The following is a 22,754-nucleotide window of genomic DNA, read 5'->3' on the forward strand; positions in this document are numbered from 1 at the left end:
ACTCCTCTTTAAGGCTACAGTGTACATACAAGTCGAATTTACCCCACCCTAACCCTCCCCTTGGAAAGGGGAGGGAATCGGAAATCTAATTTCCCCCCTTTATAAGGGAGAACCGGAAATCTAATTTCCCCCCTTTATAAGGGAGAACCGGAAATCTAATTTCCCCCCTTTCCAAGGGAGAATCGGAAATCTAATTTCCCCCCTTTCCAAGGGGGGACTAAGGGGGGTAAACCACTATCGTACATAAGGAATGCAGCTTGTTTTTTCTACCAAAAGTTTGTCATCAGGTAATCTTGTAATTAAAAGTGCATCAGTCTGAGAATTCTGAGTAAAATACACGGCATAATATCTTGTAGTCCTGTCTCTACCTGTTGCACTGTAGATTCTTGGATTTTCATTATCTATTCTAACAGGGGCATTTTCTATCAAAGGTCTCGATCCCAAAGCAACATTCATTAATGTTTGTCTGTTGTTAGAAAAGACTCTGACTGATTTGTCATTAGTAATAAAATAAATTAACGTATTTGTCTCTGGTCTTTGCTTTGGACAAGGGCTAAGACTTTGATTATTTGGTCTTCTTTGTTGTTGGTTAACTGTTCCTTGAGAAATCAAATTTGTTATTTCTCTGTCTTGGTCAATATCAGCGATAGTTGTGGCTGGGTAAAATAGCACTCCCAACAAAGCCAGGAAAAATGAAACAGATTTTTTTACTACCATAAGAGATTTTTTGCGAGTAAAGACTTTGATAATTAACTGACTTTCAAGTCTTTGAATTATTAATATATACATATACAGTATGTTGTATACAATTAAAGAGCATAAACTAAAAAAAATATTATGAATTCCTTTTCACCTGCAACATCACAGAGTAGTCAAGGCAATAACGAGGTTTCAGTAAACGTTATTGTCAAGCAAGAAGCTAATGGCAGAACGATCGCTATTGTTCCAGAATTACCTGAATTACGAGTTGAAGCCAGCGATGTCTGGCGACAAGTCGCTTCGCGCCTACGCACAACAGCATTAACTCAACTCCAGCAACGCCTAGAAACCCATCTAGCTAATGCAGAAATTGTTTCTTTATCTGTAAAATTGCCATCTACTGAGCAGAAAAACCCTTGGTTAGCAATGGCTGGTGGAGTTCTATAAGGCGGCTGCAGGAGCACGAGAGAGTATCTTGATATATATTGCCTAGAAATAAACGTGCTCTTTTACGGTTCACCAGGTACAGAAAAAATAATTTGCGGTAAGTACTGGAGTTCCGTGTCTGTAAGCGCAAGCGCAATAGGTTGTTTAATCCAGACTGCGAGTGAAAATCATCAAATTTCATAATATGTGACAGAAATCACTTACTTAAACTGAGGTCATATTGCCAAAAAACCCCTTTAAAAAAAAACGGCATCTGATATCTTGCACCTACGGCAGAAACCAGGAGTACGCGAATAAAGCGTGCAAAAAAATTACATCAACCCGAGAAATCTATCACTTAGGCGCATGCAAAAGAAATCCTTATTCTACAAGACATCGAACGCCTGAAAGACTTGGCACTTAGTCATGGAATTGACATTCAAGTTTCCAGGTGCAAGATATGAGCCTCTCACTAGCAGCTTTCAGCGCTAGTAACATATGAAAGAAACACATTTTACCTAAATTTCTAAAACCCTTGCTATATCTTGCTTTCAAAATGTGTTTCTTAGGAGCAGAGGGAGTAGGAATGATGGACGCGATAAGCGAAGCTTAACGGCTATACTGCGGTATCGCATCAGGGCAAAAATGATTACAGTTAGGCGTAGACTGTAACGTATACACGGTAAGGCTTTTTAGCTCCTCTACTCGAAATTTTCAACTTTTCCATTTTGCCTAAACGTCAGTGAAAGCTTTTGAGACGCACTTGTTAACGTGCTTATCTTCAGATACAGTGAGTCAGCAAGGCTTACGCAGAAACAGCTGAAGAAAGAACGCTCGTATTTTGCTTCAGCAATTCTACCATGCGCTCAGCGACACCCATTGCCGATGCGGGATTTTGTCCGGTCACGAGGCGATCGCTCACGAACACCTTGGCTTGAAAATTGGGTGCTTTCTCCACAGTTGCACCGCGTTCAATCAGCTTCGATTCCAATAGGAACGGTACAACTTCAGTTAATTCCACTGCAGCTTCTTCTTCGTTAGTGAAGCAGGAAACGATTTTATTTGCAACCAAATACTCACCATTAGAGAGTTTGATGTTCGCAAGTCCCGCCGGACCGTGACACACTGCTCCAACCACGCCGCCAAGCTCGTAAATCGCTGTCGCAATGCGAGCAAGTTCGGTGTTATCGGGGAAATCCCACATGGTACCGTGTCCACCTGCATAGAAGATAGCATTGTACTCAGCCGGATTGATTTGCTCGGGGCGCAGTGTGTTTTCTACTTGTGCGACTTTTTCTGGATTGTCGAGGAAGGCTTTGTTGAGCGGGTCATTTAGGTCAACCCCAGTCATGGGAGCTTTGCCACCTTTGGGGCTTACGAATTGAACGCTCAAGCCTGCTTTGTCGAACACTGCTACTGGATGGCTCACTTCAGACAAGTAGAACCCGGTTTCTTTGCCTGTATCTCCTAATGTGTCATGACTGGTTAAAACGACTAAAACTTTTGCAGACATAGTATGGCTCCGTGAGTCAAAAACGTGCTATTCCAGGCAAACACTTGTTTTGCGTAAGAATGTGCCTGATAGTTCCATGCTAGAAGCAACTTATCTAAAATACAAATTATAAAAGTTGGGTCTTTCCATAAATATAATTATGGTTAATTTGGAATGGTATCGTAGCTTTATTGAGGTCTATCGGATTGGAACCGTATCGGGGGCGGCACAAGTGTTGTATTTAACACAACCCGCAGTCAGTCAGCATATTGCAGCTTTGGAGTCTACCTTGGGTACGCAGTTGTTTCAACGCATGCCGAGACGTATGTTACCAACCGACGCGGGAAAGCGGTTGTATACTCAAATTGCTGCGGCTATTGAAACGCTGGAATCGATACCAACAAAGTCAACCCTGGCTGATGCTCCACTTCTCATCAGGCTGGGAACGCCGCCAGAATTTTTCTCCGAATACATACTGAAATACCTGTCTCAAGCTGATTTGACGCTATTTTCAATTCGATTTGGATTAACTCAGGAATTGATTGAGCAACTCTTGGAGAAGAATCTTGATTGTGTCATTGCTACGCAAAAGATTACATTATCGGAACTGGAATATCAACTCCTGTTTGAAGAAAGCTTTTGGCGGCGTTGGACCACCGAGAGCGATCGTTCCAGTGTCTCAAGATGTTTTACAGGTTGATTTAACACCACTAGAACAGTGGCTAAGCCAGCAACCTTGGATTGCTTATAGTGAGGATTTACCAATCATTCGGCGATTTTGGCGGGTGGTTTTTGGTCGTCGCTTGAATGTTAATCCACAATTTGTAATCCCAGATTTACGCAGCATTCGGAGTGCGATTCGGCTTTAGCCGTTACGCTTCGCGTATCTCTCTTGGGTTGGGTTACAGTGTTTTACCCGACTATCTCTGTAAGGAATGGATTGCTGAAAATCGTCTAACGCTAGTTCTCAAACCAACTTTAGCTGTAACGAATCATATTTGGCTAGCTTACCGAAAATCGGAAAGACAGTCACAGCAGACAGCAATGCTTTTGAACTTACTAGAATCCGCATCTAAGGTCGTGAATTCATGATTCTTTTACCTTTCGTTCATTGGCAATCGATCCACAGTACTATCAAATAACCCAGCCGTGGAAGTCGGTATATTTGTTATAGCAGCGATCGCACTCAAGCATCCGGTGACAAAACAAATCTGCAAAGACCGCCACATGAAATAAGTAGTTTTGTTGACCATCTTATCGATTCTGGATTTTGGATTGAGAAAAAAGCTATCCTTGAAGAAGTCGTGGATCTGAGTGCAACTTGCGATCGCATTCAAACGACATTTGTTTAACTAGTCACTGATTACTGTAAACTTAGCACCACGAAGCCGTAGAGCGTCACGTTGATATTGTGTTAATCCAATACCTTCTCCAAACTCACATCCTTACTAATGACCAATGACTAATGACGACCTTCACTAATTAACTTTAATTGTGCTGACTTACTTGCATTTTACCCTCAAAATAGTACCGCACTACTATAAAGCAGTGCGGCAAAGGTTTCGGTATAGAGTTTAATGGTTAGTTGGTTTAGATATAATTAGCTACGAAATGGTACTGTCATGAGAGTTAGGTAATTTCACCTGTCTCTAGCAGTTTATATTGCTGTTTGATTGCCAGTCCACCTTTCTACATGGACATACTAATCTACAAAGTCAAATAGTCGCATTCCGGATTTTACTGAATTATTTTTTTTTGCTAATTACAAGTCAAAATTGCGTATCACGGAGTACATACCACGCAAGCTACAAATGTACTATAATTCCTTATTTAGTACTAGTAACAGATAAAGATACCGTTGAACAAGCATTGGACTGTCATTGACCTTTTTTCAGGCGTAGGAGGGATGAGCTACGGTTTCCACGCCCATCCGAAATTTAAAATAGTGGGAGCAGTTGATGCTCAGATAAGTAAGCCTAGCAGCAAGAGAGGGTCTTTGCAGTGTAATATTGCCTATCAAGCGAATATGGGTTTAGAGCCACTGGATGAAGATATATCAACTCTCGAACCGAAGAATTTACGCAACATTCTGACAACAACTCTTGGTACTGACGCTCTTGATGTCCTAATTTCATGTGCTCCATGCACGGGGTTCTCTAGAACTCTGCCGGACAATCACCTCTTAGATGACCCCCGAAACTCACTCGTCATGCGTAATGCTCTTTTTGTAAAGGAATTCAGACCGACAATTTTCTTAATGGAGAATGCAAGAGAGTTGCTTGTTGGTAACTTTACTCATCACTATCAAAGACTGCAAGAAGAACTTATGCACCTTGGTTACCAGGTTCACGGGAAAAATTACATACTTAATCAATTTGGTCTTCCCCAACGTCGAGAACGGGCATTAGTTATTGCAGTGCGAGAAGATTTAACACTCAGAACCCTTGAAGATTTGTGGAGCGGCTTTCATGTTAGATTAGAAGCAACCCATGTTCGCAGAGCCATTTCATCGCTACCTCCAATAGCACCGGGACAGCCAAATCCAAAAGATTTTCTACATATTGCACCGGGATTTTCAGAGCAAAAAAGTTTGAAACGACTTCAGATGATACCAAAAGACGGTGGCTCTTGGGCCGATTTAAGATATTGCCCAGAAGCACCCGATCTTCTAACCCCTGCTATGCTGCGTCACATTGCCAAGGGAAAATTAGGGTCTCATCCGGATGTATACGGTCGGTTAAGCTGGGATAAGCCTGCCGTAACTATTAAAAGAGAATGTGCTCATATCGGTAATGGGCGTTACAGCCATCCCGAACAGGATCGGCTGTGTACTGTTCGCGAGATGTCGATCCTTCAAGGCTTTCCAAGAAACTACCAATTTATGGCATCTGGGCAGGCAAATATGTACAGGCAGATAGGGGACGCAGTTCCTCCGCTTATCTCCTATCAATTAGCCCATGTATGTGAATGGATTCTCAGTGGCAAAAAACCCTCAATCAGTTCAGTCATACTTGCTCATACTCATCTTAAACCAGAGGATATTGAATCGGAATTTGATGAACAACAGACAAGTTTTGAGTTACCGTCACATATTTCAGTCCCCGTTTGATTGATTCTTAGCTCTGTTTACTTCAATCGTAGGTATAACCCATGAGCCGTGAAGGAAACAAAGATCGATCCCCATGTTACTGATTGTGATTTTCTCGACACTACCATCTAAGATTAAGGTGAAAGCTGCTTTATTGTCTGCTGTATAAACCTTGGCGCTACTACCTCCATTTTTGGTTCTTGGCTTGAAGTTACTTTCTTTTAGCTTTTGGACAAGCATTAATACGTTAAGTGGAATTTCATATAAGTCATACCGGACTTTAGGTAAGGTTTGAATTGCATCCCTATTTTGAATCAGAGGTACAGTTTCGGTTTGATTTTTTTTAAGTAAAGGTGGCAGTATGTCGTATGCGCGTAGCATAACAATCCGGTCGTAATTTCTTAGATGAGAAACTACACGGTATGTTGTTTCTCTAGCAAAGTCTGTAGGAACTTTGCATTCTCTAATCCATCGTGCTTCCATTAACTTTGAAATCGTAATACTTTTCTTTGGAGTAAGCCCAGTCGAAGCTTCTGTTTTCAATGAAAATTTTACTCCATCAACTATGACATCTTCTCCTGGATTTGTAGAGTTGAGATTAATAGAGGCATTTCTTCCCGCAGAGGTAGAAGCCGATACAAAAGCATATTCAAAAGATTTTTTACTAAATTTTTCTACATGAGTTGCATGATGAATTATGAGACGATTGGAGAAATTTGTAACAAATTCAGGAGTCAAAAGATTGCTACCCTCATTCACAAATTCCTCAATTTCTACAGTCATGGCTTGAGCCATTTCAAGAAGAAGCCCTACTTGAACTACACTCAGATTACGAATGACTAAGGCTAACTTTTCACTAATGTCCATTCTTTTTAAGGGAGATTTAGGGGGGAGCTAGAAAATTAGGAGGCTAAACAAGTAGGAGTAGTTTGAAAACACGCTCCAGTGCTGGCTTCTAGCCCGCCACTAATAAAGTACGGGAGGGGACGACCGTACCACAAGAGTATAGTCTGGTTGATTTACTTAAAAACAGATCCTCTCGTTCTCTTCCTCTGCGTTCTCTGCGCCTCTGCGGTTTTTTATTTTATCCCTCACAATTATTGTAATGAACCACTAGCTTGACTAAAATCTAAAATAGAATCACTTAGAGGTCATTTATAAAGTCAATCTTGAATCGCCAAATGGTACTGTGTATGTTGGGTTGAACCAAGTGACGCCCAATAATTCGATTAAATGTTGGGTTTCGTTCCTCAACCCAACCTACTTTATAAATTATCACTTATTCGCTCCTGCTTCTTCTGTTGCAAACCAAGCACGTAACACTTCCGCCACTGTCCAAGCTTGGGCGATGCAGCCTCGGGGAGTCATAGGAGGATCGCCATCAAAAATTTCACTGAGACTTCCAACCCCATGAGCTTGCAAATGATTTGCCATCGGTTCCAAAAACTGGCGGGCTTGCACGGGATCTTTGTAAACGCGCAAATGTGCTAAAACAAAAGGACCAATCAACCATCCCCAGGTTGTTCCTTGATGGTAAGCCCCATCTCTTTGCAAGGCGTCTCCTCCGTAATGAGCTTTATATTCTGGATTATCGGGACTCAAAGAACGCAATCCATGGGAGTTGAGCAATACTCTACCACAAGTGTCTACAACTTTCTGTTGTTGTTCGGGAGTCAGTGGACTATGTGGTAATGAAACTGCAAAAATTTGATTGGGACGTAACGTGCGTTCGCGAAGCGGCTGCTTTGCAGCATCGCCCTTGGCGCAAGCCGTACCCGGCTTATCGCTACCTTCTGGACTGTCTACCACATCGTAGCAGTAACCCATCTCATCATCCCAAAATTTGGCAAAACTGGCTGAGGTGCGCTCTGCCATTGCCTCATACCCTTGATGCGGATTATCAAGGAGGCGAGCAAACTCTGCTATTGTCCGCAAAGCATTATACCATAGAGCATTCACTTCAATTGGTTTGCCAATACGAGGCGTTACTACCCAGTCACCGACTTTAGCATCCATCCAAGTTAATTGCGAAGACCCAACACCAGCATAAAGTAACCCATCTGTCATATCGAGATGAATGTTGTATCGCGTTCCCTGACAGTGCCAATCAATAATATCAACCAAAACAGGAAAGAGTTCTTGCAGTAAATCCTTATCTTCTGTGGCACTGTAATAGCTACGAATAGCTTCAAAGTACCACAAAGTTGCATCCACAGTGTTATATTCCGGTATCTCCCCAGCATCGGGAAACCGATTGGGTAACATTCCCCGATCTACATATTTAGCAAAAGTGCGAAGAATAGAACGAGCAACTTCCGGTCTTCCAGTGGCAATTGTCAAACCCGGTAGACTAATCATTGTATCCCGTCCCCAGTCACCAAACCAGTGATAACCTGCAATAATCGTCTTGCCATTGGGGTCATCACTTAAGGGGCGTGACACAATAAATTGGTCGGCTGCAAGAACTAATTGATTGATCCAAGCAGGCGTTTCCTTCGCATTGATTGGTCGATTTGCTTTCCAAAGGCTGATTAACTTCTGCTCTTGCGTCCGCTTTAACTTGAACGCTGCTTCACCATCTAACTCTGGTTCCTTTTCAAGACTCGCAACAAAAGTCACGGATTCTCCAGCATTTAAAGTCACTTCAAAGGTAGCAGCATGGAGGTGATTTTCGCGATCGCTTAACCCCCGATACCGTTCTACTGCTAAATCAAAACCATTCACCCAAGTATGACACGGCCAGACTCGCGCATCCTTACACAGGATATAAAATGGGACTGCATTTGTCCAAGCGATCGTACAAATTCCCCCTTCAATTTCCTCTATACTCATTTGCCAATCGCTACTCTGAGTATCGCCGTGATAATCGCGATAATTCACCATCGCCTTCAGTGTCAGCTTTAGAGGTTGCGTTGCGCGACGTAATGTGTATTGAATATAAGTTGTGTTTGCTCCTTGCTGCATCCAAATACGCTTTTCCAATAAAGCATCAGCACAAGCAAAACGCCATGTAGGGGTGGTGCCTTGTAAATAAAAGCGTTCAATATGTAGATAACCGTGAGGACTAACAGTCCCATCACTCCAACGATTGGTAAACAGTGGATAAGACTGCTCTCCGTACACAGCCGTATCATCAAACTTAGACAGCATCAAAGTACGACCCAAAGGCGGATTGAGAGAAGCAACAAGCAAGCCGTGGTAACGACGAGTTAGCAGTCCTCCTACAGTACCAGAAGCGTAACCACCTATACCATTGCTTACTAACCATTCTTTTGATTCTACTGTATTAAGATAGCCGCAAACTTCTCGACCAAATTCAACACACATAGCTTGTTTTCCTCTTACTTTGTTTCCTTTGCGACGCTAGGCAGACAAGGATTCGGGGAACTGCAAAACTGATTATCTCACCTTGTGAGAAGAGTTAAATTAAAAACTGCACAAAAATCTCAGTGAGGGATTTTCAAGAAATCAGTACTTGAGGGATCTGAGCGACTAGCCCGATTCTTCAATTGATAACTTTTACTAATGAGATCTATTAACTTTAATAAAGTTAATACTATTGATAAAGTAATGTAACTTAATGTAAATTATAGTTAAGGGTGAAACACCACCCCATATATACATAAATCATCGCGATCGTAAAAGCATGACAGCAACCTTACAACGCGCCCGTAGCGCAAGCGTATGGGAGCAGTTCAACCGTGCAAACCTGGGTATGGAAGTGATGCACGAGCGCAACGCTCACAACTTCCCTCTCGACTTAGCTGCAGTTGAAGCTCCTGCTATTAACGGTTAAGGTTAACGGAATTCAAGTTTCTCTTTTGATGTTACGAGTGCTTAACTAATGCTAAACAGCGCTTCTGAGACGAAGCGCTTTTTTTTTGTTTTATTTTGGGAACACTAAGAAAAAGTTTTATAAATTTAAAAGCAAATGGTTGGAGTCCAGTTGTAATTTATATAACCTACATTTTTCGTCGCGAGTGGGAGAAATTTAATCTTTATGGCAAAATCGCGCAAGCTTGAGGAAACTTTATCTGTCCTAGCTCAAATTCGAGAAAATCCAGTAGATGAGCAAGCGATCGCCACTTTGCGTCAAACTTTGAAAAGCAAGTATTCTGTGGCAGTTGCCAGAACTGCAAAAATCATAGGAGAATTAGGGATTGCTAACTCAATTCCTGACCTAGTTGCAGCTTTTGAGCGAATGATGGTCAAGCCAGCAGAGACAGATCCAGGTTGTCTAGCCAAAAAAGAAATTGCAGAAACTCTCTATCGTTTCGAGTACGGTGAGGAAAGTCTTTTTCTCCAAGGAATTCATCATATCCAAATGGAACCTGTTTGGGGAGGACAAGAAGATACAGCAGCAGTTTTGCGTGGAGTATGCGCTTTAGGTTTGGTGCGGATGAATTATCCAGATGTCATGAACGAATTAGCAGATTTACTCGCCGATCCAAAACCGGAAGCACGAGTTGCTGCAGCTCGTGCAATTGCTTATACTGCAAATCCCCAAGGCGTACCATTATTGCGGCTGAAAGTTCGTATGGGGGATAAAGCACCATCTGTTCTCTCGGAATGTTTTACTGCTCTATTACAACTCGCTCCCGTACAATCGCTGCCTTTAATTGCGAGTTTTCTGGTAAATTCAGAAGAACAGGTGTGCGAGCTTGCTGCTTTAGCGTTAGGTGAATCAAGATTAAATGAAGCATTTCTTATTCTCAAAAATTGGTGGGAGAGAACGATAAATGCTCAGTTGCGTCGCACGGGACTGCTTGCGATCGCAATGCTAAGACAAGATTCCGCCTTGGAGTTTTTACTATCTCTTATACAAGAAGGAAAAAGTGTAGACGCAAAAGATGCGATCGCGTCTTTAAGCATATACCGAGAAAATACTGAATTGTGGCAGCGAGTTGAGCAAACAGTTCAAACAAGAGGGGATGATGCCATACTTAGATATTATGCTCTTAACAGTTATCCTAAATGAATGATTTAACTAACTAGACCCCTATGAGCAATAACCCATAACAAAGTCATGAAAACCCTCTTTTCCTACTCCCTTAAGCAATGAGCGACCGACCTCCGACCTTTCATATTCAACATTTTCTACTCCGTATGTGTCGTCTTTCCCTGGGTCGGGCGCTCGTTGTTCCATTTGTATTACAGATCGTTGCTGCAACAGTGCTAGTTGGCTACTTATCCTTTAAAAATGGTCAACAAGCAGTTGAGGTAATGGCAAATCAGTTAATGACAGAGGTAGGATCTCGCGTCAACTTATACCTCAAAAACTACTTAGCCACACCACCACAAATCAACCGTATAAATGCTGATGCCATTCGTTTGGGATATCTAGATTTTCAGAAGCGCTCGGAGTTGGAACGTTATCTGTTTACCCAACTCATGCAATTTGAAACTGTTAGTCATGTCATGGTAGGTACAGCGCGAGGTAATTTCATTGTTGCTAATCGTAACCCCCAACTGAGTCTGTTAAGATCCGACCCTGCTGACCCTAGCTTAGTCTATTACAATGCTGTAGATAGTAAAGGAAATAAACTCAGTCATATAAGAACAATTCGACAGTTTCAGCTGAAAGAACGACCTTGGTATCGTTCGGCTATTGAGGTAGGAAAACCAGTTTGGAGTTCAATTTTTGTATTGGCAGATAACTCAGATATGTCCCTCAATGCCAATTATCCCATTTACGAACCAAAAACGAAAAAACTACTTGGTGTATTCTCTAGTGCTTGCGATCTATCCTTCTTCCGAAAATTTTTAACTAGTGTAAAGGTAGGTCAAACAGGAAAAGTTTTTATTGTTGAACGCAATGGACTTTTGGTAGGCAGTTCAAGCGATCGACAATCTGTTCTTTTTAAACAGCAAAATAGAAATGGTAAGTTAGAGCGCATAAAAGCAACTGATGGTCAAGATGCTTTGATTCAAGCAGCGAGTCAATATTTAGAAGCCAAGTTTGGGAGTTTCAAAGGTTTTCAAAAAAGTCAGCAATTTAGCTTTTGGATTCACAATCGTCGCCAATTTCTACAAGTTATTCCTTATAAAGATAAACTTGGGCTAGATTGGACGATCGTTATTGTAGTGCCAGAGTCAGATTTCATGGCACAAATCAACGAACAGACAAATATTACTATATTGTTATGTTTGGTAGCGGCTTCTTCTACCACGGCGATTGGCGTCGTTACATCTAACTGGATAATCCGTCCTTTAAAAAATTTGAATGTAGTAGCCAAGAAAATTTCTCATGGAGATTTTAATTATCCAATCGTTATAGATCGAGAAGATGAAGTGGGAGAACTAGCAGATTCATTCAGAGATATGGCAACTCAACTGCAAACCTCATTACTAGCATTGCAACAGACAAATGCTGAATTAGAAAGGCGAGTTTGCGAACGAACATCTGAATTGCAACTGAGTGAAGAACGATTGAAACTAGCTCTCGAAGGAGCGGGCGATGGTTTATGGGACTGGAATTTGAGCACGGGTGAAGTCTACCTTAGTCCTCGATACTTGGAAATGCTTGGCTATGATGCAGATGAATTACCCCAAGATGTAAGTACATGGGAACAACTGGTTCATCCAGAGGATATGGTTTGGGTGAAAGAAATCTTGGAAGCGCACCTAAAAGATTTTTCAGTTCGCTATGGGTTCGACTATCGACTTCAAACCAAATCTGGAGAATGGAAATGGATTGCTGACTACGGTAAAGTTGTTGCTTGGGATGAAAATGGGAAACCTTTGCGAATGACGGGAACGCATCGGGATATCAACGATCGCAAACAAACTGAAGTCGAACTGCAACGTGCAAAGGAAGCTGCAGAAGTCGCAAACAAAGCGAAAAGTGTTTTCCTGGCAAACATGAGTCACGAACTCCGGACACCCTTGAATATCATTTTAGGCTTTGCTCAAGTTATGAATCATGACTCATCGCTAACACTAGAACAGCAAGAAAACTTACAGATGATTCATCGCAGTGGCGAGCACTTGCTGAGTATTATCAATGATGTTCTTGATTTATCAAAAATCGAAGCGGAACGAGTTACGTTAGACGAAAGTAGTTTTGACCTTCACTCCTTACTATATTCTTTACACACTATGTTTCGTCAACGCGCTGAAGCTAAAGGTTTGCAACTTTGCCTTCACCTTGCTTCAGATTTACCGCAATTTATTACGACTGATGCTAACAAACTTCGCCAAATATTGACAAATTTACTCAGTAATGCCATTAAATTCACTACAAAAGGTAGCGTAACTCTAACAGCAGCAAGAGGAACAAAGCAAAGGCAAAATCAGGAAGATAAGGAGAACCTGACATCTTCATTTCTTGAAACCCTTCTCTTTACTGTTGAAGATACTGGGGTTGGGATTGCACCACACGAACTCGATACTATCTTTGATGCCTTTGTTCAAACGCATTCTGGTAGATCGTCACAAGAAGGGACAGGGCTGGGGTTGACAATTAGTCTTGGATATGCATACTTACTAGGTGGTACGATCGCGGTGACTAGTACTTCCAGTCATGGCAGTACGTTCAGCGTTGAAATTCAAGTTCAGTTAGCAAAAGTATCAGATGTGTCACTAGCACCAACTCAGCGTCGTGCGATTGGACTAGCCGTTGGACAACCAACTTATCGAATTTTAGTCATCGATAATGAGTCGGAAAATTGTTACCTACTATTCAAACTTTTGACTAACATAGGGTTTGAAGTACAAACAGCCAACAATGGAGCAGAAGGCATTAGAGTTTGGCAAGAGTGGCGTCCCCATTTAATTTGGATGGACATTCGGATGCCAGAAATGGACGGGTATCAAACAACACAACAGATTCGTTCTACTACAGAAGGTCAAGCGGTTATCATAATAGCTCTATCAGCTCAAGCATCAACGAGCGATCGCACTCTTGCCATTCAAGCCGGATGTAATGACTTCATCCGCCAACCCTTCCAAGAAAGCGAGCTGTTTGCCAAGATGGAAGAATATTTGGGAGTGAAGTACATATACGCCAATGATGAGATGTTATCTTCTTTTGGTCAGAGACAAGAACAACCATTTACCCGCGTGTCATTAACACCTGAGAATCTATCGGTTATGCCTCCAACTTGGATTGCCGATTTACATCGTGCAGCACTCTTGTGTTATGACGGTGAAGTATTTCGTCTTATCGAACAGATTCCAAAACAGTATACCCCTATCATAACTGAGTTGAAAGAATTAGCTTATAACTATCAGTTCACAGAAATCTTGCAACTTACTGAGAAATTAGATTCGTAGTAACCCTATACCCTGCATCAGTACGCTACGCGAATAACATATATATCGTTACTACAAACTGGACTGCCGATAATTACCTGGGGTTTGCCCGGTCCATCGCTTAAATGCTCGGTTAAAAGCACTGGGTTCAGAAAACCCTAACAAAAAGGCTACATCATAAATTGGAGTATCTGGGTTTTTTAAATGTCGCAAAGCTAATTCTTTACGGGTTTCATCAAGAATTTGTTGGTAAGATTTCCCTTCCGCTTGCAATTCTCGCTGCAACTGACGGACACTAATTGCTAAAGATTGAGCGATCGCTTTAATTGATGGTAGCTCCCCTTTGAGTTGTTGCGCGAGGGCTTGTACCACTTGTCGAGTATAAGTATCCTCTCGAACCATTGTACTCAGTATTGCCTCTGCATGCTGCTCAAAGACTAACAAAAGATTCGAGTTAGCTGATAAAACAGACCAATTCAAGCAATTGGCATCAAAGATGAGACGGTTTGTCGGCATTGAAAATTGTACATTAGTTTGAAAGATGCGATCGTGTTCGGAAGTATCAACGGGGCGTGGATACCCGAACCAAACAGCGTGAAGACGAAGTTGTTTTCCTGTCAAAACTCTTGTTGCTGTCAGCAAAGATGAAAAAGTACTTTCAATGGCTTGTCGGGGTTCAGTTAACAAGTAATTTTTTAGATCATCTGCTATATCGCAATCGCAAAACACCAAACCTTCAGATACACTAAAGCGAATATACACACCTTGACTAAACAAATGAGTGTATCGCGACAGCTTTTCCAAGACTTGCTCCAGTGTTTGACAATTCACTAGTACATAGCCAACAATACCAAAGGCTGCTAGATTAAAAACTTCACCCAGGTGTAAGCCAAGATTTTCATCCCCTGTACGCTGAATCGCTTCTCGCCATACGGCGCTGTGAAGCGTACCTGGAATTCGCTCGTCAGGCTGCTTCAGTAAAGTACTCTCGATCCCCGCCGCCACACACAAGCTATCTGCATCCACTCCATATTTGACAACTGTATATTGCACAATGCTGCGGGTTAGGTAAACAGAAAAAGTGGCTTCTTGCATCTTGTCACAATCGGTTAATTTCTTGGCAGGAGATGTCAATTCACAACTTAGCAGAACCCATATTCTTGAACTATAGCCAAGCAGCAATGCATTTAGTAACACCAAGGTTCAAACACAATCTTAACCCAAAGGAGTTCTTGTTATGATGTTGACAAATATCCAAACCCAACCAGCCCAGTTAGTTGCAACTCAGCAATCAGAAACCATTGTTAATCCAGTTACGGGCGATCGCATGACGGTTTTGCACTCCAACCCTTTAGGCGAAGGAGCGTACTTTAAAGTCCGCTTTGACTTACCTCCCGGTGCTAAAGGCAGTCCGTTGCACTACCATACCAAGATGGGTGAAACCTTTACCGTATTGCAAGGTTGTCTGGAAATGGAGGTTGGAGGGAGAGGCAAACGTCTGACGCTACAAGCGGGAGAAAGCGTACACGTTCCCCCAGGAGTGCAGCACAGTTTCCGCAATGCTTCAGAAGAATGGGTGACATATACTAGTGAAAATACACCCGCAAGGAAGTTTGAGCAATTTATCAGAGGATTATTTGGTTTAGCAATTGACGGTAAGACTAATGATGAAGGAATGCCCACTAATCCCTTGCACCTCGCTTTGTTATTAAGGAAAGCCGATACCGTCCTAGTCGGTCCACCGCGTCTCGTGCAAAAGTTACTCATAGACGCCCTAATTCAAGTGGCTGATTGGTTGGGTAGCGAACAAGCGATCGTTAAATACTGGGATAAAATCAGTGACTAGTGACCAGTGACCAGGGATTGAGTAAAAATACTTAATTTCCAATCGCCTAATTATAGTACTTAGAAATTTCCAAGAAATAGATTATCCATCTTGTGGGACAGGCTTCTAGCCTGTCCTATACTGCTGGCTTGTGGGACGGGCTAGAAGCCTGTCCTATACTGGTGGCGGGCGAGACGCCCGCACCACAAGAAAGTTTGCGAGATTTTTTATTTAGAAGTCCTCGATCCTATTACTCATTTCTGAAGTAGAATCAACAGATTCATAATTCAAATTCGTGATTTTCAAGTATAGAGATGAACTGGTAACTGACGATTAGTAACTATTAATAAAAATATTCTTTAGAGTTCCTTAACTTTAAGTAATTTTTACAATTTTTTAAAACGATGACAATCTGCCTACCAACCTGTGTTATCCTTATTCCACAGGATTTATATTCGGTTTTGCAGTTTGTCTCATGGTACTTACAAGCGTAATCTCCGAATCTAACTCTCATCGCCATTTGATTCAGGAGATGTTTTATGTCAATTTACGTCGGTAATTTATCCTACGAAGTTCAGGAGAATGATATTAGACACGTTTTTTCAGAGTATGGAACCGTAAAAAGAGTCCAATTACCAGTAGATCGGGAAACAGGTCGTGTTAGAGGTTTTGCTTTTGTCGATATGGAAACAGATGCAGAAGAGACTACAGCAATTGAATCGCTTGATGGGGCTGAATGGATGGGTCGTAACCTAAAAGTTAACAAAGCTAAGCCACGTGAAGACAGAGGTTCTTCCTATGGTGGTGGCGGTAGACGTGGAAACAACAGTGGCGGTTACTCTTCTAGACGCTACTAAAGCTTGAGAACAAGAATTAAATAACTGTAAAGTCGTTGGCAGGCACAAAGCCTGCCTTTCTTAATAAAAAATAGAATTTTTACATAGTTAATTTCCCGGTCACTGGTCACTGGTCACTGATTACTGGTCACTGGTGAGTCCAGCGCTGCAGGCGGGTCTCCCGCCGTAGGCGACTGGCGAACCCGTAAGGGTCACTGGTCACTGTAGTGAAGCGTTTTTGTAAGAGGATAGCCCCTATATTGGTTAGTAAACAAGAGAGTGCTAGCGATAATAAAATGTAAGTGGGAGCCAAGACTATACCAACTGCAAACCAAGTATATACGTGCAGTACCATAATTAAAGCGAGAAGACCGGCAACTCCTGCAGAGCGTCTGATTTGGTGTGTTGGGCGATGGAGTGCGGTTAAAACCATGGTAACGATTGTGGCAACTAGGTTAGCTGGTACGAGAAAGGCACAAAGACTGACACAATTGCCACGGGAAAGCTCAGCTAAGCTGTTTAAATCAAGCATTAATGTTCTGGGATAATGTTAACCTAGTGCAAACAAGCAGCTATGCTGAGGAAAGTAGTCAATAAAGCTTAGTGTTTAAGCTATAAAGTACTTTTTCAACTGCATAATTATGTTTGCCTGTACGCGCTAGATATAGAATGTTTAACATATTTATAAAATAAGGAAGTGTACACTAGCGTGCATAGTTAACAAAATAACGATTAAGTTAACAAAAGTTAAATAAAGAAAATATTTTTATCATTACTCCTCAAGAAGTAATCTACATATATCCATGTGGTATAATATCTAAGCTTACCTACGCTATTATCGGAACAAGTGCATTGGGTGGGGTGAGGCTTTGCCTTCCTGAAGTAAGATCGCCGAGTGAACGATCGCAACTCCTGTGACAGATGCTTTAAATAAATAAAATTACTTATATTCTTAGTGCAATCCTATTTAATTCATGAAATATTAAGTAGGGTGGGCAATGCCCACCGCTAAGACGTTTGGTGGGCATTGCCCACCCTACTGTAGTACTGTAAATTTTCAAAAATGATTTAGGGTTGCTGTAGTGCATTTATAAAAATTTCAAAAATGCGATTGCCAAGTCGCACTTTTACCAAATTTAAGTTATGGGGAGACTCTAGGCTATGCGCTGGGAATTTGGTCGTAGAAGCACCAATGTTGAAGATAGGCGTGGAAGTCGGATTTCCGCACCAGTTGTCGGAGGTGGTATCGGGGCTATTGTTTTGTCATTGATTGTCGCTTTGTTAGGTGGCGATCCCAGTGTCATTTGGGAGCAAACACAAGCGCCAAGCAACCCAAACTCAGAGTCTTCTCAAACAGAACGTTCTGCAACAGGCGACGATCGCTTAGCTGACTTTGTTTCAGTTGTCCTAGCAGATACAGAGGACACCTGGAATAGCCTGTTCCGGCAAATGGGACGAACTTATGTAGAGCCAAAGTTAGTTCTTTACTCAGGTGCAGTCCAGTCTGCTTGTGGTTATGCGCGATCGGCAGTGGGTCCTTTTTATTGTCCGGGCGACCAAAAACTTTATATCGATTTAAGCTTTTATAGAGATTTAAAGAATAAATACCAAGCCCCCGGAGATTTTGCCCAAGCATATGTGATTGCTCACGAGGTTGGACACCACGTTCAAACTCTTATGGGCATTTCTAACAAAGTTCGTGCAGCCCAGAGCCAACTTCCTCAAGAAAAAGCCAATCAACTCTCCGTTCGACAGGAGTTACAAGCAGACTGTTTTGCTGGTATTTGGGCGCATCACGCCCAGCGATCGCGCCAGGTTTTAGAAACAGGCGATATTGAAGAAGCACTCAATGCAGCTAGCAGTCTGGGAGACGATCGCTTGCAAAGTCAAGCCAGAGGATATGTGACTCCAGATTCCTTTACACACGGTAGCTCAGCCCAGAGAGCGCGTTGGTTTAAGCAGGGTATTCAGACAGGCGATCCCGCACAATGCAATACTTTTGCAACGACCAACCTCTAGAAATAGGTAAAAGACGTTACCGAAAGCATAACCTGCGCTACTATATTGCAGTATTCACCAAGTGGTGTTTTGTCTACCCAATCTCCATAGGACAATGCAACTCCAAGACTACAATCCCAGTGGCGTAGGTCAAATAAATGGTAACCTCCTTGGGTTACCATTTGATTACGAGTCAGCGAAACTAATTGTATTTGGCGTACCGTGGGAAGTAACTGTTTCCTATGGAGCAGGTACTGCCAACGGACCACAGCGCGTTCTTGATGCTTCAACACAATTGGATTTGTTCGATCTCGATAATCCTGACGGATGGAAACAGGGAATATTCATGGTAGAAATTCCTCAAGATATCTTGGAGAAGAACGCATACTATCGCGATCGCGCTGCCGAAATTATCCAACGTCTAGAGCAAGGTAAACCCCTAACAGACACACCAGATTTAACACCAGTACTTACAGAAATTAATCAAGCCTGTCAACAAGTCAACCAATGGTTATTTGAAAAGACTAAGGAAGCAATAGAAAAAGGCAAGCGAGTTGCTGCGATCGGAGGAGATCACAGCGTACCATTAGGATATTATCAAGCATTAGCAACTTCCTATCCAAACTTTAGCATTTTACACATTGATGCCCATGCAGATTTACGAGATGCATATGAAGGATTTGAGTTTTCTCATGCATCCATCATGTTTAATGCCATGAAACTGCCGCAAATTTCCAAGTTAGTGCAAGTCGCTTTGCGCGATATTAGCCATGATGAGGTGCAAACTATTGACCGATCCAACGGGCGAATTGTTGCCTATTACGACTCAATTATCAAACAAAAACTCTACTCTGGAACGACTTGGATTGAAATATGCCGAGAAATTATCAGTCATTTGCCCGAACAAGTATACATTAGCTTTGATGTTGACGGTCTCGATCCTAAACTCTGTTCGAGTACGGGAACCCCTGTTCCTGGAGGGTTGGAATTAGAGCAAGCTTTTTCTCTGTTCCGCGAATTAGTTCATAGCGGTAGAAAAATTATTGGCTTCGATCTGTGCGAAGTTGGTGATGCAGAGTGGGATGGTAATGTCGGTGCTCGTATCATTTACAAGCTATCAAATCTCATGGATTTATCACAAAAGAGTAATTAATTCTTGACCACCTTTGCTTTGATTTTAGATGCGTTTTCCCTGGGGAACCCCCCACGGCGCTGCTCTTCGCATCACAAGAAAAAGTTGCATATTTTTTTATTTGGAAGTCCCTAAATATTTTCGGAATTTATAATATAGCAGTTTTCACTTGAATGAAGTACAGATACATCCGCGTTCGTCCGCTACAGGCTGCGGTTTCATAACTTTTTTATGTATTGCACCCAATTGAAAACCGCTATATACTATCTGATGTAATTTTTCCCATGTAATACACGGAAAAACCCAACTCCATCCACTTAATACACGAGGATGGAATGAAATCAAAAAACTTCAACCACATCTCCAAATTCGGTTTTTCCATCGTCGAGTGTTCAGTAATATTTTGCTAACAGTATCCGTATCTCGGCGTCTAACCATCATGTTATGGCAAAGCTCTGAAGCTTCTCAAAATTTCATCCTATTTTCATAGCGATATGAAAAACTAGAAAAGGAGCGCTAGCTATGCTCCAGAAACAACTTGTACGGAGCGCGATGTAGCTAACCAAAAAAAGCGCGAGATTTCAATCCCATATAAAATGCCAACATCCAAACGTAATTCCGATCCCTCGTGACTCAAGGACACTCAAGAGCAATGCTTTTCTCTAACCGTTTTCAACTTTATACGCCACTCCATTGTGTTTCTTTGACAATGTTGAGCTTGCTGCTGCTAACTGCTCCTGCATCTGTTTTAGCTCACGGTAATCACGGAAATGAATTTCAAGGCGCAAGCGAACCAACTGCAAAAGTTGAAGTTGATGCAGAAACTGCCAAACGGCTGGGAATTAAAGTTGAGCCCGTTAAACAAGAGCGGCTAGATGTTGGCATTAAGACCACAGGTCAGATTGAAACTTTGCCCAACCAAAAAGTGGAAGTAAATACTCCAATTTCCAAGGCGAAAGTGGTTGAATTGTTGGTGGAACCTGGTGCAGTCGTGAAAAAAGATCGACCCCTAGCTGTATTAACGAGTCCTGACTTGGTGGAACTGCGGGTTAACTCCCAGGAAAAATTTGCCGAAAGTCAGGCTGACTTGCAGCAAGCGGAAGCTGACTTAACGCTAGCACAGCAAAACTACGAAAAGTATCAGCAAATAGCTGCAGCTGAAATAGCCGAAGCCCAAAGCCAAATCGCATTTGCTCAAGAAAAGTATGACAAAGATAAGCAGTTAGCTGGTAATGGCGCTCTCCCCCGTCGAGATGCTTTAGAATCCCAAACCCAGCTAGCACAAGCTAAGGCACAACTGACCAAAGCTTCGAGCCGCCGGGACGTTATTGATGCTGAAAATAAACTGAAGCGTGCTTCTTCAGCAGTTGAAGTAGCAAAAAAACGTATTGCTCTTAGTAAGACTACGTATGAAACTCGGTTGCAACAATTGGATAACAGTGCCAATGCTAAAGGACTGGTGACGGTGACGGCTCCTATTTCTGGAAGGGTTGCTGACAGGGAAGTTACCCTCGGTCAATCCTTTGAAGATGCAGGGGGCAAGTTGATGACGATTGTGAACGATAGTCGAGTGTTTGCCACAGCAAGCATCTATGAAAAAGATTTAGATGTAGTCAAGATTGGTCAACGGGTTAGGGTGAAGGTGGCTAGCTTGCCCAATCGTACATTTACAGGGCGAATTGCGCGGATTGGCTCGTTGGTGCAAGGAGAAACGCGAGTTGTACCAGTACAAGCTGAACTAAGTAATTCCAACGGGCAGCTTAAAGCAGGAATGTTCGCCTCTTTAGAGGTCATAACAAACAGAACATCAAAAGCTATGTTAGCAATTCCTAGCTCTGCTGTGGTGGAAGCAAATGGGAAAAAATTGGTGTACGTGCAAAATGGTAATGCCTTCGAGTCTGTTGAAGTCACATTAGGTCAAACTTCTGGAGATTTAGTAGAGGTTAAGAGTGGTCTGTTCGATGGAGATTTAGTTGTTACACAACGTGCGCCTCAACTTTATGCACAGTCTTTGCGGGGCGGTAGCAAATCTAACTCACACGAACACGAACACGGTCACGACCACTCAGAAGAAGAACATAACTCAGGTGAAGCAAAGGTGCAAAATTCTAGCGGAGTGCAATTGCCTTGGTGGAGCGTCCCAGTTGGGGGTGCGATCGCACTCACTGGTTTCATGGTAGGTCGTCGTACCAAACCAGGTCTAACTCCAGTGTCTCAAGGTGATGAATCCTTACATAGTCCAGTTTCTCAGGTAAGAGCAGTGTCTGAGGATGACTCAACAGAATTTAGCGATAATCACCGCGCTACTCATCATGAGTCAAAAATTACCAATCAAAAGTCAAATAACTAAATTAAATTATAAAATGTTAAGTGCAATTATAAAGTGGGCAATTGCGCGTCGTTGGTTAGTCATTCTGGGTGCAATTATCATCACTCTTTGGATATTCCAAACAATTATCCAAATGCCTTTAGATGTCTTTCCAAGCTTTGCGCCACCCCAAGTTGAAATTCAAACAGAAGCGCTGGGACTAGCACCAGAAGAAGTCGAATCACTGGTGACTTTACCAATTGAAAGTGCAATTAATGGGACTCCGGGAGTGACAGCAGTACGTTCTTCGAGTGCATCGGGAATTTCGGTTGTCAGAGTCATTTTTAACTGGGGAACGAATACCTATCAGGCTCGACAGCTAGTCACAGAGCGATTGCAACAAGCTCAAAGTAAGCTTCCTGAAGGTGTGGAAACACCCCAAGTGTCTCCTACTAGCTCTCCTATTGGGACTGTATTGCAATATGCCTTCACTTCTTCTAGCACACCTTTAATGGAGGTACGGCGCATTGTTGATTGGCAAGTGACAAACCGTCTTTTGGCTGTCCCTGGTGTAAGTCAAGTCGTGGCTTATGGCGGTGATATTCGTCAATATCAAGTCTTGGTTGACCACCAGAAGTTAAACGCCTTTAATGTCACTTTAGAAGATGTGGCAGAAGCTGCCAAAGCTGCAAATGTC

The 22,754-nt window shown here is 42.3% G+C and carries 21 protein-coding genes; 14 read left to right on the forward strand and 7 right to left on the reverse strand.

Annotated features, from left to right (window positions below; all coding sequences use genetic code 11):
* Nucleotides 1–234: 234 nt before the first annotated feature.
* Complete coding sequence (locus ACKTT2_RS18945) at nt 235–789, reverse strand: hypothetical protein (protein WP_407889708.1); 555 nt, start codon at nt 787–789, stop codon at nt 235–237.
* Nucleotides 790–837: 48 nt separating this feature from the next.
* Between ACKTT2_RS18945 and ACKTT2_RS18950 the strand changes: the two genes are divergently transcribed.
* On the forward strand, nt 838–1,146 hold the full coding sequence (locus ACKTT2_RS18950) for a hypothetical protein (RefSeq protein WP_407889710.1): 309 nt from the start codon (nt 838–840) through the stop codon (nt 1,144–1,146).
* Nucleotides 1,147–1,930: 784 nt separating this feature from the next.
* Here ACKTT2_RS18950 and ACKTT2_RS18955 read toward each other — a convergent pair.
* Complete coding sequence (locus ACKTT2_RS18955) at nt 1,931–2,638, reverse strand: type 1 glutamine amidotransferase domain-containing protein (RefSeq protein ID WP_407889712.1); 708 nt, start codon at nt 2,636–2,638, stop codon at nt 1,931–1,933.
* Nucleotides 2,639–2,777: 139 nt separating this feature from the next.
* On the opposite strand from ACKTT2_RS18955, the gene ACKTT2_RS18960 reads away from it, so the two are divergent.
* From ACKTT2_RS18960 to ACKTT2_RS18970, 3 genes are read left to right on the forward strand one after another with little or no spacing between them, the layout of a single operon-like run.
* Nucleotides 2,778–3,317: a LysR family transcriptional regulator gene (locus ACKTT2_RS18960; protein ID WP_407889714.1), complete on the forward strand. Its 540-nt coding sequence runs from the start codon at nt 2,778–2,780 to the stop codon at nt 3,315–3,317.
* Nucleotides 3,292–3,486 carry a hypothetical protein gene (locus ACKTT2_RS18965; protein WP_407889716.1) on the forward strand — a complete coding sequence of 65 codons (195 nt, stop codon included), beginning with the start codon at nt 3,292–3,294 and terminating at the stop codon, nt 3,484–3,486. The genes ACKTT2_RS18960 and ACKTT2_RS18965 overlap by 26 nt, the downstream gene beginning before the upstream one ends.
* A complete protein-coding gene (locus ACKTT2_RS18970; protein WP_407889718.1) occupies nt 3,470–3,709 on the forward strand; it encodes a LysR substrate-binding domain-containing protein in 240 nt (79 codons plus the stop codon). Before ACKTT2_RS18965 ends, ACKTT2_RS18970 begins: the two co-directional genes overlap by 17 nt.
* A 5-nt stretch (nt 3,710–3,714) precedes the next feature.
* Here ACKTT2_RS18970 and ACKTT2_RS18975 read toward each other — a convergent pair whose 3' ends face one another.
* A complete protein-coding gene (locus tag ACKTT2_RS18975) occupies nt 3,715–3,870 on the reverse strand; it encodes a hypothetical protein (protein WP_407889720.1) in 156 nt (51 codons plus the stop codon).
* Nucleotides 3,871–4,475: 605 nt separating this feature from the next.
* Here ACKTT2_RS18975 and ACKTT2_RS18980 point away from each other — a divergent pair.
* Entirely contained in the window at nt 4,476–5,726 is a 1,251-nt protein-coding gene (locus ACKTT2_RS18980) for a DNA cytosine methyltransferase (protein WP_407889722.1), read from the forward strand.
* On the opposite strand, the gene ACKTT2_RS18985 is transcribed toward ACKTT2_RS18980, so the two are convergent.
* Both ACKTT2_RS18985 and ACKTT2_RS18990 read right to left on the reverse strand, forming a co-directional pair.
* Nucleotides 5,712–6,572 (reverse strand): hypothetical protein, encoded by an 861-nt coding sequence (locus ACKTT2_RS18985; protein ID WP_407889724.1) that lies wholly within the window; start codon nt 6,570–6,572, stop codon nt 5,712–5,714. The genes ACKTT2_RS18980 and ACKTT2_RS18985 overlap by 15 nt on opposite strands.
* A gap of 408 nt (nt 6,573–6,980) precedes the next feature.
* Entirely contained in the window at nt 6,981–9,032 is a 2,052-nt protein-coding gene (locus ACKTT2_RS18990) for an amylo-alpha-1,6-glucosidase (protein WP_407889726.1), read from the reverse strand.
* 319 nt (nt 9,033–9,351) lie between these two features.
* On the opposite strand from ACKTT2_RS18990, the gene ACKTT2_RS18995 reads away from it, so the two are divergent.
* From ACKTT2_RS18995 to ACKTT2_RS19005, 3 genes are all read left to right on the forward strand, one after another.
* The gene (locus tag ACKTT2_RS18995; protein ID WP_407889749.1) at nt 9,352–9,501 is read left to right on the forward strand and encodes a hypothetical protein; all 150 of its coding nucleotides are present in this window, start codon (nt 9,352–9,354) and stop codon (nt 9,499–9,501) included.
* Between the two features lie 204 nt (nt 9,502–9,705).
* The gene (locus tag ACKTT2_RS19000; RefSeq protein WP_407889727.1) at nt 9,706–10,683 is read left to right on the forward strand and encodes a hypothetical protein; all 978 of its coding nucleotides are present in this window, start codon (nt 9,706–9,708) and stop codon (nt 10,681–10,683) included.
* Nucleotides 10,684–10,763: 80 nt separating this feature from the next.
* Nucleotides 10,764–13,979 (forward strand): PAS domain-containing protein, encoded by a 3,216-nt coding sequence (locus ACKTT2_RS19005; protein ID WP_407889729.1) that lies wholly within the window; start codon nt 10,764–10,766, stop codon nt 13,977–13,979.
* 51 nt (nt 13,980–14,030) lie between these two features.
* On the opposite strand, the gene ACKTT2_RS19010 is transcribed toward ACKTT2_RS19005, so the two are convergent.
* The gene (locus ACKTT2_RS19010) at nt 14,031–15,053 is read right to left on the reverse strand and encodes an AraC family transcriptional regulator (protein ID WP_407889731.1); all 1,023 of its coding nucleotides are present in this window, start codon (nt 15,051–15,053) and stop codon (nt 14,031–14,033) included.
* A 142-nt stretch (nt 15,054–15,195) separates the two neighbouring features.
* On the opposite strand from ACKTT2_RS19010, the gene ACKTT2_RS19015 reads away from it, so the two are divergent.
* On the forward strand, nt 15,196–15,804 hold the full coding sequence (locus ACKTT2_RS19015; RefSeq protein ID WP_407889733.1) for a cupin domain-containing protein: 609 nt from the start codon (nt 15,196–15,198) through the stop codon (nt 15,802–15,804).
* 518 nt (nt 15,805–16,322) lie between these two features.
* Complete coding sequence (gene rbp, locus ACKTT2_RS19020; RefSeq protein ID WP_407889735.1) at nt 16,323–16,640, forward strand: RNA-binding regulator; 318 nt, start codon at nt 16,323–16,325, stop codon at nt 16,638–16,640.
* A 127-nt stretch (nt 16,641–16,767) separates the two neighbouring features.
* Here the strand turns inward: rbp and ACKTT2_RS19025 are convergent, their stop codons facing one another.
* On the reverse strand, nt 16,768–17,151 hold the full coding sequence (locus ACKTT2_RS19025) for a hypothetical protein (RefSeq protein WP_407889737.1): 384 nt from the start codon (nt 17,149–17,151) through the stop codon (nt 16,768–16,770).
* A 629-nt stretch (nt 17,152–17,780) separates the two neighbouring features.
* Between ACKTT2_RS19025 and ypfJ the strand changes: the two genes are divergently transcribed.
* The 4 genes from ypfJ to ACKTT2_RS19045 form a co-directional block, all read left to right on the forward strand.
* A complete protein-coding gene (ypfJ, locus tag ACKTT2_RS19030; protein ID WP_407889739.1) occupies nt 17,781–18,638 on the forward strand; it encodes a KPN_02809 family neutral zinc metallopeptidase in 858 nt (285 codons plus the stop codon).
* 94 nt (nt 18,639–18,732) lie between these two features.
* Complete coding sequence (speB, locus tag ACKTT2_RS19035; protein ID WP_407889741.1) at nt 18,733–19,770, forward strand: agmatinase SpeB; 1,038 nt, start codon at nt 18,733–18,735, stop codon at nt 19,768–19,770.
* 631 nt (nt 19,771–20,401) lie between these two features.
* Nucleotides 20,402–22,099, forward strand: a complete 1,698-nt coding sequence (locus ACKTT2_RS19040; protein ID WP_407889743.1) for an efflux RND transporter periplasmic adaptor subunit — start codon at nt 20,402–20,404, stop codon at nt 22,097–22,099.
* A 13-nt stretch (nt 22,100–22,112) separates the two neighbouring features.
* Nucleotides 22,113–22,754, forward strand: a 642-nt coding sequence (locus ACKTT2_RS19045) for an efflux RND transporter permease subunit (protein WP_407889745.1), incomplete at its 3' end; no start/stop codon positions are given.

This window comes from Scytonema hankhaensis NUACC26 (genome assembly GCF_045865695.1).
Taxonomy (GTDB): Bacteria; Cyanobacteriota; Cyanobacteriia; order Cyanobacteriales; family Nostocaceae; genus Scytonema.

Coding starts and splice junctions, on each gene's coding strand:
- ACKTT2_RS18945 (WP_407889708.1), bottom strand. CDS start 789: ATGTATATATTAATAATTCAAAGACTTGAAAGTCAGTTAATTATCAAA.
- ACKTT2_RS18950 (WP_407889710.1), top strand. CDS start 838: ATGAATTCCTTTTCACCTGCAACATCACAGAGTAGTCAAGGCAATAAC.
- ACKTT2_RS18955 (WP_407889712.1), bottom strand. CDS start 2,638: ATGTCTGCAAAAGTTTTAGTCGTTTTAACCAGTCATGACACATTAGGA.
- ACKTT2_RS18960 (WP_407889714.1), top strand. CDS start 2,778: ATGGTTAATTTGGAATGGTATCGTAGCTTTATTGAGGTCTATCGGATT.
- ACKTT2_RS18975 (WP_407889720.1), bottom strand. CDS start 3,870: ATGGTCAACAAAACTACTTATTTCATGTGGCGGTCTTTGCAGATTTGT.
- ACKTT2_RS18985 (WP_407889724.1), bottom strand. CDS start 6,572: ATGGACATTAGTGAAAAGTTAGCCTTAGTCATTCGTAATCTGAGTGTA.
- ACKTT2_RS18990 (WP_407889726.1), bottom strand. CDS start 9,032: ATGTGTGTTGAATTTGGTCGAGAAGTTTGCGGCTATCTTAATACAGTA.
- ACKTT2_RS18995 (WP_407889749.1), top strand. CDS start 9,352: ATGACAGCAACCTTACAACGCGCCCGTAGCGCAAGCGTATGGGAGCAG.
- ACKTT2_RS19000 (WP_407889727.1), top strand. CDS start 9,706: ATGGCAAAATCGCGCAAGCTTGAGGAAACTTTATCTGTCCTAGCTCAA.
- ACKTT2_RS19005 (WP_407889729.1), top strand. CDS start 10,764: ATGAGCGACCGACCTCCGACCTTTCATATTCAACATTTTCTACTCCGT.
- ACKTT2_RS19010 (WP_407889731.1), bottom strand. CDS start 15,053: ATGCAAGAAGCCACTTTTTCTGTTTACCTAACCCGCAGCATTGTGCAA.
- ACKTT2_RS19015 (WP_407889733.1), top strand. CDS start 15,196: ATGATGTTGACAAATATCCAAACCCAACCAGCCCAGTTAGTTGCAACT.
- rbp (WP_407889735.1), top strand. CDS start 16,323: ATGTCAATTTACGTCGGTAATTTATCCTACGAAGTTCAGGAGAATGAT.
- ACKTT2_RS19025 (WP_407889737.1), bottom strand. CDS start 17,151: ATGCTTGATTTAAACAGCTTAGCTGAGCTTTCCCGTGGCAATTGTGTC.
- ypfJ (WP_407889739.1), top strand. CDS start 17,781: ATGCGCTGGGAATTTGGTCGTAGAAGCACCAATGTTGAAGATAGGCGT.
- speB (WP_407889741.1), top strand. CDS start 18,733: ATGCAACTCCAAGACTACAATCCCAGTGGCGTAGGTCAAATAAATGGT.
- ACKTT2_RS19040 (WP_407889743.1), top strand. CDS start 20,402: ATGCTTTTCTCTAACCGTTTTCAACTTTATACGCCACTCCATTGTGTT.